The sequence below is a fragment of the Demequina maris genome, assembly GCF_000971155.1.
GTDB classification, from domain to species: domain Bacteria; phylum Actinomycetota; class Actinomycetes; order Actinomycetales; family Demequinaceae; genus Demequina; species Demequina maris.
Genome location: NZ_BBLX01000010.1, coordinates 1 through 13,288, shown reverse-complemented (window position 1 = coordinate 13,288; position 13,288 = coordinate 1). Strand labels below are relative to the sequence as shown.

The 13,288-nt window shown below is 71.6% G+C and carries 10 protein-coding genes; 8 read left to right on the top strand and 2 right to left on the bottom strand.

Annotated features, from left to right (window positions below; genetic code table 11):
- The 3 genes from AOM02_RS11275 (at nt 1) to AOM02_RS11265 (ending at nt 2,962) form a co-directional block, all read left to right on the top strand.
- The gene (locus tag AOM02_RS11275; RefSeq protein ID WP_082105054.1) at nt 1-1,287 is read left to right on the top strand and encodes a glycosyltransferase family 4 protein; all 1,287 of its coding nucleotides are present in this window, start codon (nt 1-3) and stop codon (nt 1,285-1,287) included.
- 130 nt (nt 1,288-1,417) lie between these two features.
- Entirely contained in the window at nt 1,418-1,783 is a 366-nt protein-coding gene (locus AOM02_RS11270; protein WP_156156198.1) for a hypothetical protein, read from the top strand.
- Nucleotides 1,784-1,846: 63 nt separating this feature from the next.
- Nucleotides 1,847-2,962 (top strand): glycosyltransferase, encoded by a 1,116-nt coding sequence (locus tag AOM02_RS11265; RefSeq protein ID WP_062299262.1) that lies wholly within the window; start codon nt 1,847-1,849, stop codon nt 2,960-2,962.
- A gap of 36 nt (nt 2,963-2,998) precedes the next feature.
- Here the strand turns inward: AOM02_RS11265 and AOM02_RS11260 are convergent, their stop codons facing one another.
- Nucleotides 2,999-3,541 carry an arsenate reductase/protein-tyrosine-phosphatase family protein gene (locus AOM02_RS11260; RefSeq protein ID WP_062299261.1) on the bottom strand — a complete coding sequence of 181 codons (543 nt, stop codon included), beginning with the start codon at nt 3,539-3,541 and terminating at the stop codon, nt 2,999-3,001.
- A gap of 240 nt (nt 3,542-3,781) precedes the next feature.
- Between AOM02_RS11260 and AOM02_RS11255 the strand changes: the two genes are divergently transcribed.
- A complete protein-coding gene (locus AOM02_RS11255) occupies nt 3,782-5,413 on the top strand; it encodes a hypothetical protein (RefSeq protein WP_062299260.1) in 1,632 nt (543 codons plus the stop codon).
- A complete protein-coding gene (locus AOM02_RS11250; RefSeq protein ID WP_082105053.1) occupies nt 5,400-7,505 on the top strand; it encodes a polysaccharide biosynthesis tyrosine autokinase in 2,106 nt (701 codons plus the stop codon). Before AOM02_RS11255 ends, AOM02_RS11250 begins: the two co-directional genes overlap by 14 nt.
- Nucleotides 7,506-7,515: 10 nt before the next feature.
- Here AOM02_RS11250 and AOM02_RS11245 read toward each other — a convergent pair whose 3' ends face one another.
- Nucleotides 7,516-8,685, bottom strand: a complete 1,170-nt coding sequence (locus AOM02_RS11245; protein ID WP_062299258.1) for a lipopolysaccharide biosynthesis protein — start codon at nt 8,683-8,685, stop codon at nt 7,516-7,518.
- 243 nt (nt 8,686-8,928) lie between these two features.
- Here AOM02_RS11245 and AOM02_RS11240 point away from each other — a divergent pair, with 243 nt between their 5' ends.
- The 3 genes from AOM02_RS11240 (at nt 8,929) to AOM02_RS11230 (ending at nt 13,255) form a co-directional block, all read left to right on the top strand.
- Nucleotides 8,929-10,692, top strand: coding sequence for a DUF4012 domain-containing protein (locus AOM02_RS11240; protein ID WP_062299257.1), 1,764 nt, complete (start codon nt 8,929-8,931; stop codon nt 10,690-10,692).
- 167 nt (nt 10,693-10,859) lie between these two features.
- The gene (locus AOM02_RS11235) at nt 10,860-11,351 is read left to right on the top strand and encodes a hypothetical protein (protein WP_062299256.1); all 492 of its coding nucleotides are present in this window, start codon (nt 10,860-10,862) and stop codon (nt 11,349-11,351) included.
- Between the two features lie 107 nt (nt 11,352-11,458).
- Complete coding sequence (locus AOM02_RS11230) at nt 11,459-13,255, top strand: DUF4012 domain-containing protein (RefSeq protein ID WP_062299255.1); 1,797 nt, start codon at nt 11,459-11,461, stop codon at nt 13,253-13,255.
- Nucleotides 13,256-13,288: the final 33 nt, after the last annotated feature.

Here is a 13,288-nt window from a genome sequence, read left to right as displayed (position 1 = left end):
ATGCGCGAGGGGACCACGGGCGTGGACGTGTCGGTCGTCAGCGCCCACTACGCACCGGAGCCGAACGGCAACGCGCCGTACGCGACGTCGCTCGCGCGCGCGCTCGCCGCGCGCGGACGCTCCGTCGACGTCGCCGCGCCGCAGCCGTTCTACCCGGGCTGGCGCATCTACGAGGGCTATGGCGCCTGGACCTCCCGGGAGGACGATGCGGGGGTGCGGCTCACCCGCCGCCGCCACTTCGTGCCCCGCAGGCCGACCTCGCTGATGCGCCTGCTCTCCGAGAGCAGCTTCGGCCTCCGCGTCGTGCTGTCGCGATGGGAGCCCGCCGAGGTGCGCCTCCTCCTCTCGCCCGCGCTGTTCGCCACCGCCGTGGTGATGGCGCGCGCGACGCTGCTCGACCGGCGCACTCCCGTGGTCGTGTGGATCCAGGACCTCTACGGGCTCGGGCTCGCCGAGACCGGCGGCGGCGACGGCGCCTCGGTGAAGGTCGTCCGTGCCGTCGAGAGGTGGGTGCTGAGCCGCGCGACGCGCGTGGTCGCGATCCACGAGCGCTTCGCCGCGGCGATCGAGCGCGACTACGGCATCGACCCCGCGAAGATCGACATCGTGCGCAACTGGACGCACCTCGAGGAGGCCCCGCTCCCGGACCGGGCGGAGGCCCGCGCCCGCATGGGCTGGGAGGACGATGCGGTGATCGCCGTCCACGCCGGGAACATGGGCGTGAAGCAGGGCCTCGACACCGTGGTCGAGGCGGCGGCGAGGGCCGAGGCCACGCGCTCGAAGGTCCGCTTCGTCATGGTCGGCAATGGCTCCGACCGCGACCGTCTCATGGAGGCGGCCGGCAGCAACCCTGCGATCGAGTTCATCGGCACGCTCGACGACGACGCCTTCCGCGACGCGCTCGTCGCGGCGGACGTGCTGCTTGTGAACGAGCGGCCCGGCGTCGCGGAGATGTCGGTCCCCAGCAAGCTCACCTCGTACTTCACCTCGGGGCGGCCCGTGGTGGCCTCGGTGGATGCGACGGGCGCGAGCGCCGACGAGGTCCGCAGATCGGGTGCGGGCGTGGTCACCGAGTCGGGCGATGGCGCGGCTCTGCTCGCCGCGATCGAGGATCTCGCGGGCGACCCCGCCCTCGCCGACGCCCTGGGCGCGAGCGGTCAGCGCTACCGTCGCGAGCAGCTGTCGCGGGACGCCGCCGTCGACCGTTTCGAGGGCGTGCTCGCGCTCGCGGCCGGCGCCGAGAGCGCTCCGCTCGCCGCCCCGCCGCTCGGCTCGCCCGCGGCGTGAGCCGCACCGGAGAGGCCCGCGAGAATCGACCGCGCGCAAACACGGAAATACCGCCACAAAAGGGGCGCCCGGTGCTAGTGTCGAAGGCGTGCAGACAGGGGGCCTGCACCGCATGAGGGAGCGTGACGACATGATCCGTCGCACTGTTGCAGCAGCAGTCCTGGCTGGGGGATTGACACTGATCCCGGCCGCCGCCTTCGCGTACGTCCCGCCGAGCCCGCAGGGCGGCCCCGTGCCGAGCGAGACGTCCACGCCGACGGACACGAAGACGCCGACGACCCACAAGACGACCACCACCGAGACGCCCAAGACCACCACGGGCGTGCTCACCGAGACGTACACGGCCAAGACGACCACCGGCACCACCACCGAGACGCTCTCGGTCACGGGCTTCGACGGCGCGCTGATGGCCGGCGGCGCCGGGCTCCTCCTCATCGCGGGCGCCACGACCGTGGTCATCGCCTCCCGACGGACGTCGGGTGATCGTTCGCACTAGTCCACCGCAAACGCGGTCGGGCTCCGCTCCGCCGCGTCCTCGACGAGCTGAGGGAGTTCGAGAATGAGGATCCTGCACGTCGCCCCGGGGATCAGCCGGAGGCTTGGCGGGCCCACGTCGCTGCTGCGCGGGCTCGTGCCCGTCCAGCGCGAGCGCGGCCACACCGTCACGGTGGTCGCCACCGACCTGGGCGCCGAGACGGACGCCGACCGTGAGGTCGAGGGTGCCCGCGTCGTCGCCGTGCCGCTCGTAGGGCCGGGGCGCGTCGGCTACGGACGCGGCATGCGCCGCGTCATCCGCGATGAGGTCCAGCGCGCCGACGTCGTGCACATCCATGGCGTCTACGGGCTCCTCCTCATCGTCGCGATGCGTGAGGCGCGGCGTGCCGGCGTGCCGTACCTGGTCGCGCCCCACGGCGTCTGGACCCCGCACCACTCGCCGAACAACCCCGCGCTCAACGCAGCGTGGGACACGCTCCTGCTCCGCCCACAGATGAAGGGTGCGCACCGGGTGGTCGCGGACTCCGAGCGCGACGCCGGCTTCCTGCGCGAGAAGGGCTTCGAGCGCGTCACGTCGATGGCGCTCGGCGTGGACCCCGCGCTCCAGGCGATCGGCACCCCGTGGAAGGACCGCACCGGCGTGCTCTTCCTCAGCCGGGTGGCACGCAAGAAGCGCGTCGACCTCGCGATCGAGGCGTACGCCCGCTCCGGCCTCGCCGAGCAGGGCCACGACCTCGTGGTCGCGGGTCCCATCGAGGAGAGCCTGCCGTACGACCCCCGCGAGATGGTCGAGCGCCTCGGGATCGCGGGTCACGTCGACTTCCTCGGCGCGGTCGAGGAGCGGGAGAGGCGCGACCTGCTGCGCCGCATGCGCGTGTTCATCCTCGCGAGCGACGACGAGAGCTTCGGCATCGCCGTCGCCGAGGCCGCCTCCGCCGGCATGGCGGTGGTCGCGAGCGACCGGGTGGTCGCGATGCTCGAGGCCGAGCACGATGGCGTCGCGAGCACCTTCCCCCAGGACCCCGACGTCCTCGCCGAGGCTCTCACCGCGGCAGCGGGGGACGATGCGGAACCGGCCGCTGTGGCGCTGCGCGACTACGCGCGGGAGAGGTGGACGTGGGAGCACGCCGCGAAGCAGATCGAGGAGATGGTCGCGGAGCCGCGCACGGCATCGGCCTAGCGGCCGGGGACGGCGCCTCCCGACCGCCGGGAGGCGTCAGTCCCCGTGCACCCAGTCGGCGAGCTCGAGCACCGCGCCCCGGATGAGCGCGTACGACTCGTGGTAGACCGCCTGGCTGCGCTTGTAGGGGTCGGGAACGTCGTCGAGGTCGTAGCCGGCGAGCACGTGACGATGCGCGGCGATCGCGCGCGGGATGTCGGCGAGCCGCTCCTCGGGCGTCGAGCCCTCGAGTACCGCGCCGGTGCCGGCCGCCGCGGCCAGCTCGGCGAGCGTGAACGTGCGCTTGAGCGCGAACGGCCCGGTGCGGACGGCGAGCTGGCGGTGCTCGGCCGTCATGGTGATGACGAGGTCGGTGTCGCGCATGAGGCCCTCGGTGAGCAGCCGGCCCCGGTGCAGCGCGCCGTCGATGTCGTCCGCCGCGAGCTCCGCGATCATCGGCTCCGGGATGCCGCGGCCCACGAGCGCGTGCGTCCCCGCGCTCGACACCGCGGCGACGTCGCCGAGCACGCGGTCGAGCAGCAGCTCGGCCGCGGGGGAGCGGCAGATGTTGCCGGTGCACACCGTCAGGATGGCGGTCATCGCGTTCCTCACCTCGAATGCCGGGTCGAGCCTTGAGGATACCGGGACCGCCGCATCGTCCCCCAGGACGTTCCCCGGGGAGGCTCGTCGAAACCGACGGCCCTGTTCAGCGCGCGGGTACCGGGTCTAACCTGAGGCCGTTGAGGGTCTCCCGGCGCGGAGCGGCGTCGCGGGGACGCCGCTGGCATGCCGGAGGGGGGCCGCCGTGGGGTCTGGCGCTTGTCGTGACGCGAGGTGCGCATGAGCGCGCCCGCGGTGCACGACGCCGCCGCCACCCGCCGCAGCTCCAGGATCCGTCAGGCGCTGCGCCGCCTCCGTGGGCTCGGCGAGGCCGCCTTCAACGCGATCCCGCTCGCGTTCGCGATCCTCGCCATCAGCATTCCGGTGCTCCTGCTGCCGGTGACCCCCGAGCAGGCGGAGATCGAGCCGGGCCTGTACCCGCTCGCGCTCACGATGGTCGCACTGTCCGCGGTCCGCCTCGCGTTCCTCATCGCGGAGGACCGGCCCAAGATCGTCGCCGGCACGTTCTGGATGTTCCTCTACATCGCGGTGGGCGTGGTGCCGCTCGCGCAGCTCAACACGCAGAGCTTCGGCTTCTTCCTCGTCGAGCACGGCTACATGACCGCCGCCGAGGTGATCTTCCTGGTCGCCGCCATCGCGTTCGAGGTGGGCCACCGCCTCGGCCGCGTCAGCGAAGCCGCCGCCGACGCCCCGCGCCGCGCCAGCCGTGTCCTCACCCGGCCCCGTCTGGTGGGGCTGTCGATCTTCGCGACGCTCGCGACCATCGTCTACGTGCGCGGCATCGGCGGCCCCGCGGTCTTCTTCCAGAGCCGCAGCGCGCTCACCGCGGCCTACGAGTCCTCGGGCCTGCGCAGCGAGTCCTCCCAGGTGCTGTCGGGACTGCTGTCGTCCGCATCGGCCGGGCCCTCGCTCGTGGCGCTGATCGGCTGGCTCATCGTCATCCGCGTCCGCAAGGACCGCCGCCCCACCGACTTCCTATGGCTCGGCTGGGTGCTCGCGCTCAACATCGTGGTCAACAACCCGCTCATCAGCGCGCGCTACTGGGCGCTCACCGTGCTGGTGGGCCTCGCGTACGCCCTCCCCGGGATGGGACGCCGGCGCTTCACGTGGGTGATCATCTTCGGCATCCTCGGCGCGCTCGTGGTCTTCCCGTACACGGACGTGACGCGGTACTCGTCGCTCGGCGAGGGCACCGCGGTCGAGGTCGAGTCCGTGGCGGACAAGATCGCGACCAAGGACTACGACCAGGTGGTGATGACCGCCAACGGCGTCAACTACATCGAGAAGGAGGGCTTCGCCCTCGGGCATCAGACGGGCTCCGCGCTGCTGTTCTGGGTGCCCAGATCGATGTGGCCCGACAAGGGCAAGGACACCGGCGTGCTCCTGGGCGACTACTTCGACCTCTACATCAGCAACCTGTCCTCACCCCTGCCGGTGGAGGTGTGGATCGACTTCGGCTGGCTTGGCATGGGTCTGGCCTTCGTCGCGTTCGGATACGGCTCGAGACGTATGGAGGACCGGCTCCGTTTTGACGGCCCGATCGGCTTCGGGCACACCACGCTTCCCGCCCTGCTGCTGCCTCTGCTGGCGGGCTACGGCTTCATCCTCATGCGCGGGCCGCTGCTGCAGTCGATGAGCAGGCTCGCCGCGATGGTGGCCGCGTGCATCCTCGTGACCGCGATCGTCCGCGAGGGAGGGGACGATGCGCGGGGCCGCACCCGCCGCCGCGTCACGTTGCGCGACGGCCGCGTCCTCACCGTGAAGACGAAAGTGCCTCTTGCACGTGGAAACGCGAGGAATACACTGACCGGCAGGGCGTCGCGAAACGGGGGCAACGATGACGCTGACTGACTACATGCGCGTCTTCAGGGCGCGCTGGCTGGCGATCGCGGTCTTCGCCGTGCTCGGCGGCGCCGTCGCGCTCGGGTGGACCGCGTTCCAGGAGACCATCTACACGACGTACGCGTCGGCAGTCATCACCACCGACAGCTCCTCCGGCGACCGGTCGACCCTCGTGGGCAACGACGCCGAGTCCAACATCAAGAGCTACGTCGACATCGCCAAGTCGCAGACGGTCGCGGCCCGCGCCGGCGAGGCTGCAGGGATCGACGCGACCGCCGAGGACCTGCTCGACCTCGTGACCATCTCCAACCCCTCGGACACCGCGGTGATCCGCGTCTATGCCCAGGGCCCCACCCCCGAGGCGGCGCGCGACCTCGCGAACGCGTGGGTCAACGAGCTCACCGCGCTGGTCGCGGAGATCGAGGACTCCCAGGCCGCCGCTGCCGGGACCACGGTGTCGGCCTTCGGCGTCCTCCCCCTGGATTCCGCCGCCCTGCCCGAGGCGCCCAGCTCGCCGCGCGTGAAGCTCGCGATCGCCTTCGGCGTGATGCTCGGTCTGGTGGCCGGCATCGTCTTCGCGGTCATCCGCTCGACGCAGGACCGCCGCATCCGCAGCCAGTCTGACGTCGAGGACATCTTCGGTATCGCGGTCGTGGGCGCGCTGCCGTTCGACCCCGCGATCGCCAAGGCGGGCGTCGCGATCGCCGAGGGCGACTTCGCGATGAAGGAGGCGGTGCGCCAGCTGCGCACGAACCTCCAGTTCGTCGACGTGGACCACCCGCCGCGCGTGATCGTCGTGACGTCCGCGTCGCCGGGCGACGGCAAGTCGACCACCGTCACGAAGCTCGCGCAGGCGATCGCGGAGAGCGGCCGCGACGTGGTCGTCGTCGACGCCGACCTGCGCCGGCCCGCGATCGCGGCCAACCTGGGCCTGCCCGACGCGGTGGGCCTCACCGACGTGCTCGTGGGCAGTGTGAAGCTCGCCGACGCGCTCCACCCCTACGGCTCCACCGGCCACCTCGAGGTGCTGGCGGCGGGCTCGATCCCGCCCAACCCCTCGGAGCTGCTCGGCTCGGACGCGATGCGCGACCTGCTGTACTCGTTCCCGCCGGAGTCGATCGTGCTGGTCGACTCGCCGCCGCTGCTGCCGGTCACGGACGCCGCGATCCTCACCGCGCGCACCGACGGCGCGCTGGTCGTGGCGCGCGCGGGCCGCACCACCGTCGACGAGCTCGCCAAGGCCGTCGAGGACCTCGAGAAGGTCAACGGCCACGCGATCGGCGTGATCCTCGACGCGGTGCCGCGCCGGGGCGCGTACCGCAGCCGCTACGCGTACTCGTACGGCGAGTACGCGGCGCCGGCCAAGCACAAGAAGCACGAGGACGCCGCCTCGGACGAGGACGACCACGGGGACGCGGTCGAGGAGAAGGTCGACGGCCCTGCCGTGCCCGCGGACGATGCGGTCGCGGACGATGCGGCCGCCGAGGACGAGCCGGAGGCCGAGGCGGTCGAGGCCCCGGAGGTCGACGAGACCCCGGCCGCCGAGGTCGAGGAGCCCGAGCCCGCGAAGCCCAAGGCGGCGCCGCGCTCGCGCGCCAAGTCCGCGGCGAAGACCGCGAAGACTGAGGAGCACGAGGAGCCCGAGGACGAGCCGGAGGCGCACGAGACGACCGGCGAGCAGCACGCGGCCGAGGTCTCCGGGATGGCCGACGTCGACATCCCGCACCTCCAGGACGAGGACGGCGCCGAGGACGACGAGCCGGTCGAGCGCGACGCGGCGGACTTCGAGGACGCCGTGGCCGAGCTCGAGGACGAGGACCTCGAGGACGAGGACATCCCGCACCTCGCCGATGAGGAGGACGAGGAGCCTGCCGAGGGCGAGACGGATGTCGAGGTGGACGCCGAGGCCGAGGAGCAGGGCTCCTTCGACCTCGACGCGCGCGCGGACGCGGTCCTCGAGGACGAGATCGGCGACGAGCCCGTCCCGGACCTCGAGCCCGACGACGAGGTGCACGTCACCGACGAGGACATCCCCGAGGACGAGAAGCTCTCCGACGAGGATGCGCTCGACCCTGACGCCGAGCCCGCACGCCAGTCCTGACCGGGGCGGGCTACACGCGCAGTGCGCGCACCGCCAGCACCGAGCAGTAGAGGAACGCCGCGGTGCACAGGCCCGCGGCCGCTCCCGCGGCCCCCACGAGCGCCGCGCCCACGGCGACAAGCGACAGCAGCACGACCGCGTTGGTGGCGGCGGCGATCGCGACGAAGGTCGCGTGGCCACGTGCCTGCAGGAAGCCCGCGAAGGCCGTCGCCATGCCCACGAAGACGATGGCCGGCAGCGCCCACGCGAACACGCCCTCAGAGGCCTCGTAGCCCTCGCCCAGCACCTTCGCCACCAGCGGCGCGATGATCAGCGCCGCCGGCACCGACGCGACCGCGAGCCCCGCGGTTCCCACGGCGAGGCGACGAGCGAGGCGCCGTGACGTCTCGTGGTCCGCGCTCGACACGTGCGGTGTCAGCACGTTCGCGAGCGTGCCCGCGATGAGCGCGAACGGGTTCGCGAGGCGCACGCCGGCCGCGTACGCACCGGCCGCCGCCGGTCCGGCGACGGTCGCGACGATGAACGTGTCGAGCATGCGCGCCTGGCCCGACGCGAGCTCGACCATGAAGCGCAGGCTCGAGCGCAGCACCGTCCACGGCGCCTCGACCTCGCCCGGCGGGTACGGGCGCGCCACCGTGAGCCGCACGTGGACCTGCGCGATCGCGCACGTGAGCGCGTAGCCGGTGGCGTAGGCGAGCGCCGCGTCGACGCCGAGGAAGTACAGCAGGGGGGTCACCGCGAGGTTGCCCAGCCGGCGGATGAGGATCGACGCGGCGGGCACCACCTGGTTCTTGTTCGCGATGGCCAGGTAGGTGAGCGTGTCGGTGTTCTTCTCGAGGAACGCCGCGATCGCGAGCACCGCGAAGGCCGCCTCGAGCCCCGTGGGTGCCACGAACCACCCCACGGCGGCCATGAGGACGCCGCCGCCGACCGAGGTGGCCGTGTTGACCTTCAGCGCGCGCCGCACGTGCGTGTCGTGTCCCTTGGGCTGCTCGACGAGCACGTAGTTGCCGATGCCCACGTCCGCGATCGCGCACGCGACCAGCAGGATGCCGGCCCAGGCCATGAGCGCGCCGTAGTCGGCAACCTGCATCCACCGGGCGACCAGCACGAGCACCGCGGCCTGCGCGATGCCGGCGGCGCCGCGTGCGCCCAGAAGGGTGACGAACTGACGTTTCACCGACGCCCCCGCTCGTGGTGATCCGCAGCTTCCGCATGGCGCGCTGCGTCGCCCGGACGCTCACCGGACGCAAGCCGAGCCTACCCGCGGAAGCCGCGCCGGTCACGGGGCATCCCTGCAGGTAGGCCGCGGGGACGGTGCCAAACCCACCAGTGACGCGCATCGTCCGCCGTGCCTAGAATGTCCGTGATCGCGTAGATCTCGGCCGGGATGCCCGGCCGGCGCTGCTGGGGGTGAGCACGCATGGGGGACGAGGACGCGCCCACGCCGCCGCGACGGCGGCGCCGGTGGCCGTGGATCACGCTCGGCGTCCTGATGATGCTCGCCGGCGCCTTCCTCGCGTTCCTCACGTGGGACGCCTACCGGCTGGCGACCGCGGCGACCGCCGTCGACCAGCACGCCGAGGCGGCGCAGCAGGCGCTCGAGGACGCGGACCCGGAGGCGCTGCGAACCGAGGTCGCCGAGGTCGAGGACGCGGCGCGCACCTTCACCGCGGCGACGAGCGGCCCGCACTGGTGGATCGCCTCCCACCTGCCGTGGCTCAAGAACCAGGCCATCCCGCTCGTGACCGCCGGGGAGGCGGTGGGCGCGGTGGCGGACGATGCGCTGGCGCCGCTGGCAGGTCAGGACGACCTGGCCGCGTTCGAGGTCCCCAGCTTCGAGGGAGGCCGCGTGGATCCCTACGTGCTCGAGGAGTACCGCGAACCGCTCGCGACCGCCTCGGAGACGCTGCACGGCGAGGCGGACACGCTCGCCGGCGTCGACACCTCGGAGAGCTGGGCGCCCATCGCGGACCTGGTCTCCGGGCTGGAAAGCCAGCTGCGCACGCTCGGCGGGCTCGTCGACGGCGCGCACGCGACAGCGGAGCTGCTGCCGACGATGCTCGGCGGCGAGGGCGAGCGCCACTACCTCGTGATGGTGCAGAACAACGCGGAGCCGCGCGCCACCGGCGGGCTGCCGGGCGCGTTCTTCGAGCTCACCGTCGACGACGGCCGCATGGAGCTCGGACGCTTCGCCGCCGCGCGCGACCTGGTGGACGATGCGGGGCGCGCCGTGATCACCGAGGACGAGGAGCGCATCTTCGGGGACGTGATGAGCACGTACCCGCAGGACGCGAACCTCACGCCGGAGTTCCCGCGCACCGCGGAGATCGTCGCGGACTTCTGGGAGCTGAAGTACGGGGAGCGGCCCGAGGGGATCCTGTCGATCGACCCGGTGGCGCTCGGATGGATGCTCGAGGGCTCGCCGGCGCTCATGGCGGACGGGCTCGAGATCACGGGAGAGGACCTCGCCGAGGTCATGCTCAACCAGGCGTACTTCCTCTACGACGACCCGTACCAGCAGGACGAGTTCTTCGCGCGGACCGCGAAGCAGCTGTTCGGCAACATCGTCTCGGGGCAGGCGGCGACGCTGTCGGGGCTCGAGCGGGCGATCGACGCGCATCGGTTCCTCATCTGGTCCGACGACGAGGACGAGGAGGCGCTGCTCGCATCCACCGGTGTGGGCGGGGCGTTCCTCGAGGACACCAACCGGCTGGGCGTGTTCCTCAACGACGCATCGGGCTCCAAGATCGGCTACTACATCGGGTCCGACGTGTTCGTGACGGACTACATGTGCGAGGACGGGAACATCGCCTCCGCGACCGTCGAGGTGGAGCTGCGGCACGGCTTCGACGGCGACGTGAAGCAGCTGCCGCGCTACCTCACGGGCATCCCGCAGTACGTGCCGCGCGGCGAGTTCCACGTCAACGTGGTGGTCTACCCGCCCGCCGGGATGCAGCTGGTGGGCGCCACGCGCGACGGCGAGGACACCGAGGTGGTGCAGGACGTCCACGACGGCCGGGCGATGTCGCAGAAGCGCGTGGAGCTCAAGCCGGGGGAGCAGGTGAACCTGGTCTACGAGCTCAAGGCGACCGAGGACGGGCTGGGGATCCCGGGCCTGATCATGACCCCCGGGCCGCGGCCGAACCAGCCTCAGCTGGAGCTCCTCACCGCCGAGGGATGCTGAGCATCGCGTTACCGGTGTGACCAGAGTCACGCGTGATTTAACGCGGAGTTCACATCCGAACCCGAAACACCTGCTCAACAGTTGTTATGATGCATGGGTTGATTTGACGGCGCTGCTGAGGGCGTCGTGTGCTGGGAGGCTCCACCATGTTCGTACGTACCCTTGCCGTGACCGCGCTGGCAGGCGCCGCGGTTCTCGCCCCGTCCGCGGCCTTCGCCACCGACTACACCTCGGACGAGAGCACGCTCACGTGTGACGCCACCACCGTCGAGGTCAACGAGACCTTCGAGTGCACTATCGAGGGCCCCGACGGCTCGGACGCCGCGCTGCAGGCGACCACGTCGGGTGAGGATGCGGCGATCGCGGGCACCGTGACCTCCGCCACGAAGACCATCACGGACAGCGTCACGGACTACTCCGTCACTGCGCCCGGCACCGCAGGCACTATCGGGCTCACGGCGATCGTCGACGGCGAGGCCGTCGACACCGCTACCGTCCAGGTGGTCGCGTCCAGCGTCGCCGGCGCCGGCACGGACTCCGAGCTCTCGGGCACCGGCTTCGAGAACGCCGGCCTCGCCGCCGGCTCCGCCGTGCTGCTCGTCGCGGGCGCCGCGGGCGTGTTCATCGGCGCGCGCCGCCGCGCCGCGCAGAACGCGTAAGACTCTTCGGACGGCCCCGGGGAACCGCCGCGAGGCGGAACCTCGGGGCCGTTGCCGTACCCGCAGGCGGGTAACCTGAGCGCCGCACCCTCGAAGCAAGGACATCCATGAGCGAGACCACCCCCGCGCCTCTCGAAGGCGGTCGCGCGCGCCACGGAGCGCGCCCGCGACGCCGCGTCTGGCCGTGGGTCGTTGGCGGGGTGGGCGTGGTAATCGTGGCGGTGGGTGTCGTCGGCTTCCTCTTCGCCAAGGACGCCTCCACGATGCTGCGGTCGGCCGATGCGCTCACCAGCCACGCGAAGGCCGCCAAGGACGCCGTCGCGGACCGCGACGCCCCGGCGCTTGCGGCCGAGGTCGACGGGCTCGAGGCGTCCGCACGGGAGTTCGCGGACGCGACCTCGGGGTGGCACTGGCAGCTCGCGGCGCACACGCCCTGGGTAGCCGACCAGGCGCGGCCGCTCATGGCCGCTGGCGGGGCCGTGGACGCGATGGCGTCCGAGGCGCTCGCCCCGCTCGCGTCGATGGACAGCCTCGACGCCCTCGCGGTGCCCGGCTTCGAGGATGGCCGGATCGACCCGTACGTGCTCGAGCCCTACCGCGCGCCGCTCGCGCAGGCTTCGTCGGTTCTTGAGACTCAGGCGTCGGCGCTCGCGGACGTGAGCCTCGCGAACACGCTCGATCAGGTCGCGAAGCCGTTCCTGGACCTCCAGTCGCAACTGGACGAGCTCGCGGGCCTCGTGGGCGCGGCGCACGTGGCGGCGGAGCTGCTGCCCACGATGCTCGGCGGCGAGGGTGAGCGCACCTACCTGGTGATGGTGCAGAACAACGCGGAGCCCCGCGCCACGGGTGGTATTCCGAGCGCGATCATCGAGCTCACGGTAGACAGCGGCCGCATCGAGATGGGCGAGTACCGCACAGCCAAGGACCTGAAAGCGCCGAATGGTATTGGCGGGTTGACCGCGGACGAGGAGCGCATCTTCGGCGACCAGATGGAGATCTTCCCTCAGGACGTGAACTTCACGCCCGAGTTCCCGCGCTCGGCGGAGCTCATGACGCGGTTTTGGGCCGCGGGTGGCGGCGATGATGTTGATGGCGTGGTCTCCGTCGACCCGGTCGCGCTGGGCTGGATGCTCGAGGGCGCCGACCCGGTGCAGGTAGGCCCCTTCGAGATCAGCGGCGACAACCTCGCGCAGGTCATGCTCAACGAGACCTACATCGAGTTCCCCGAGGGCGACGCTCAGGACGCCTACTTCGCTCGCGCCGCCACGGTGCTCTTCGGCTCCATCGTTTCAGGCGAGGCAGCGGTGCTCGACGGCGTCGAGCGCGCCATCGACGCGCATCGCTTCATGGTGTGGTCCGCGGACGAGTCCGAGCAGGCGATGCTGGTGACGACGCAAATCTCGGGTGGCTTCCTCGAACGCGAGAACGCGGTCGGTGTATTCGTCAACGACGGCTCGGGCGACAAGATCGGCTACTACGTCGACAGTGAGGCGACGATCACCGACCTCATGTGCCCGGACGGCTCGATCGCGGGCCAGGAGGTCGAGGTGGCATTCACGCACACGCTAGACCGGCCCCTCCGCGAGCTACCCGAGGCGATCATCGGCGGCGTCTACGTCCCCGAAGGCGAGTTCCACGCGAACGTGGTTTTCTATCCCGCCCGGGGCACTGGGGTTGCGAAGGTCACTCTCGACGGGAAGAAGACCAAGGTGCGGCCTGAAAACGAATCTGGACGCTCGATGGCCACCGCCCGCATCGAGTTGAAGCCGGGCGAGACTGCCACGCTGGGCTACGAGATCACGGCAACCGAGAGCGGTGTGCTGCCGCCGCTGTACGTACAAACACCGGGCGCTTTGGAGCCCGGTGTCGCGCGAGTCGAGCGGACCGCTAGCGAAGGCTGCTAGGCCAATCCCGAGCGTGCGTCAGATGACGTAGCT

What these genes read in the sequence shown, in the direction of transcription:
- AOM02_RS11275 (WP_082105054.1), top strand. Translation starts at nt 1, where the DNA reads ATGCGCGAGGGGACCACGGGCGTGGACGTGTCGGTCGTCAGCGCCCAC.
- AOM02_RS11270 (WP_156156198.1), top strand. Translation starts at nt 1,418, where the DNA reads ATGATCCGTCGCACTGTTGCAGCAGCAGTCCTGGCTGGGGGATTGACA.
- AOM02_RS11240 (WP_062299257.1), top strand. Translation starts at nt 8,929, where the DNA reads ATGGGGGACGAGGACGCGCCCACGCCGCCGCGACGGCGGCGCCGGTGG.
- AOM02_RS11260 (WP_062299261.1), bottom strand. Translation starts at nt 3,541, where the DNA reads ATGACCGCCATCCTGACGGTGTGCACCGGCAACATCTGCCGCTCCCCC.
- AOM02_RS11230 (WP_062299255.1), top strand. Translation starts at nt 11,459, where the DNA reads ATGAGCGAGACCACCCCCGCGCCTCTCGAAGGCGGTCGCGCGCGCCAC.
- AOM02_RS11250 (WP_082105053.1), top strand. Translation starts at nt 5,400, where the DNA reads ATGACGCTGACTGACTACATGCGCGTCTTCAGGGCGCGCTGGCTGGCG.
- AOM02_RS11265 (WP_062299262.1), top strand. Translation starts at nt 1,847, where the DNA reads ATGAGGATCCTGCACGTCGCCCCGGGGATCAGCCGGAGGCTTGGCGGG.
- AOM02_RS11255 (WP_062299260.1), top strand. Translation starts at nt 3,782, where the DNA reads ATGAGCGCGCCCGCGGTGCACGACGCCGCCGCCACCCGCCGCAGCTCC.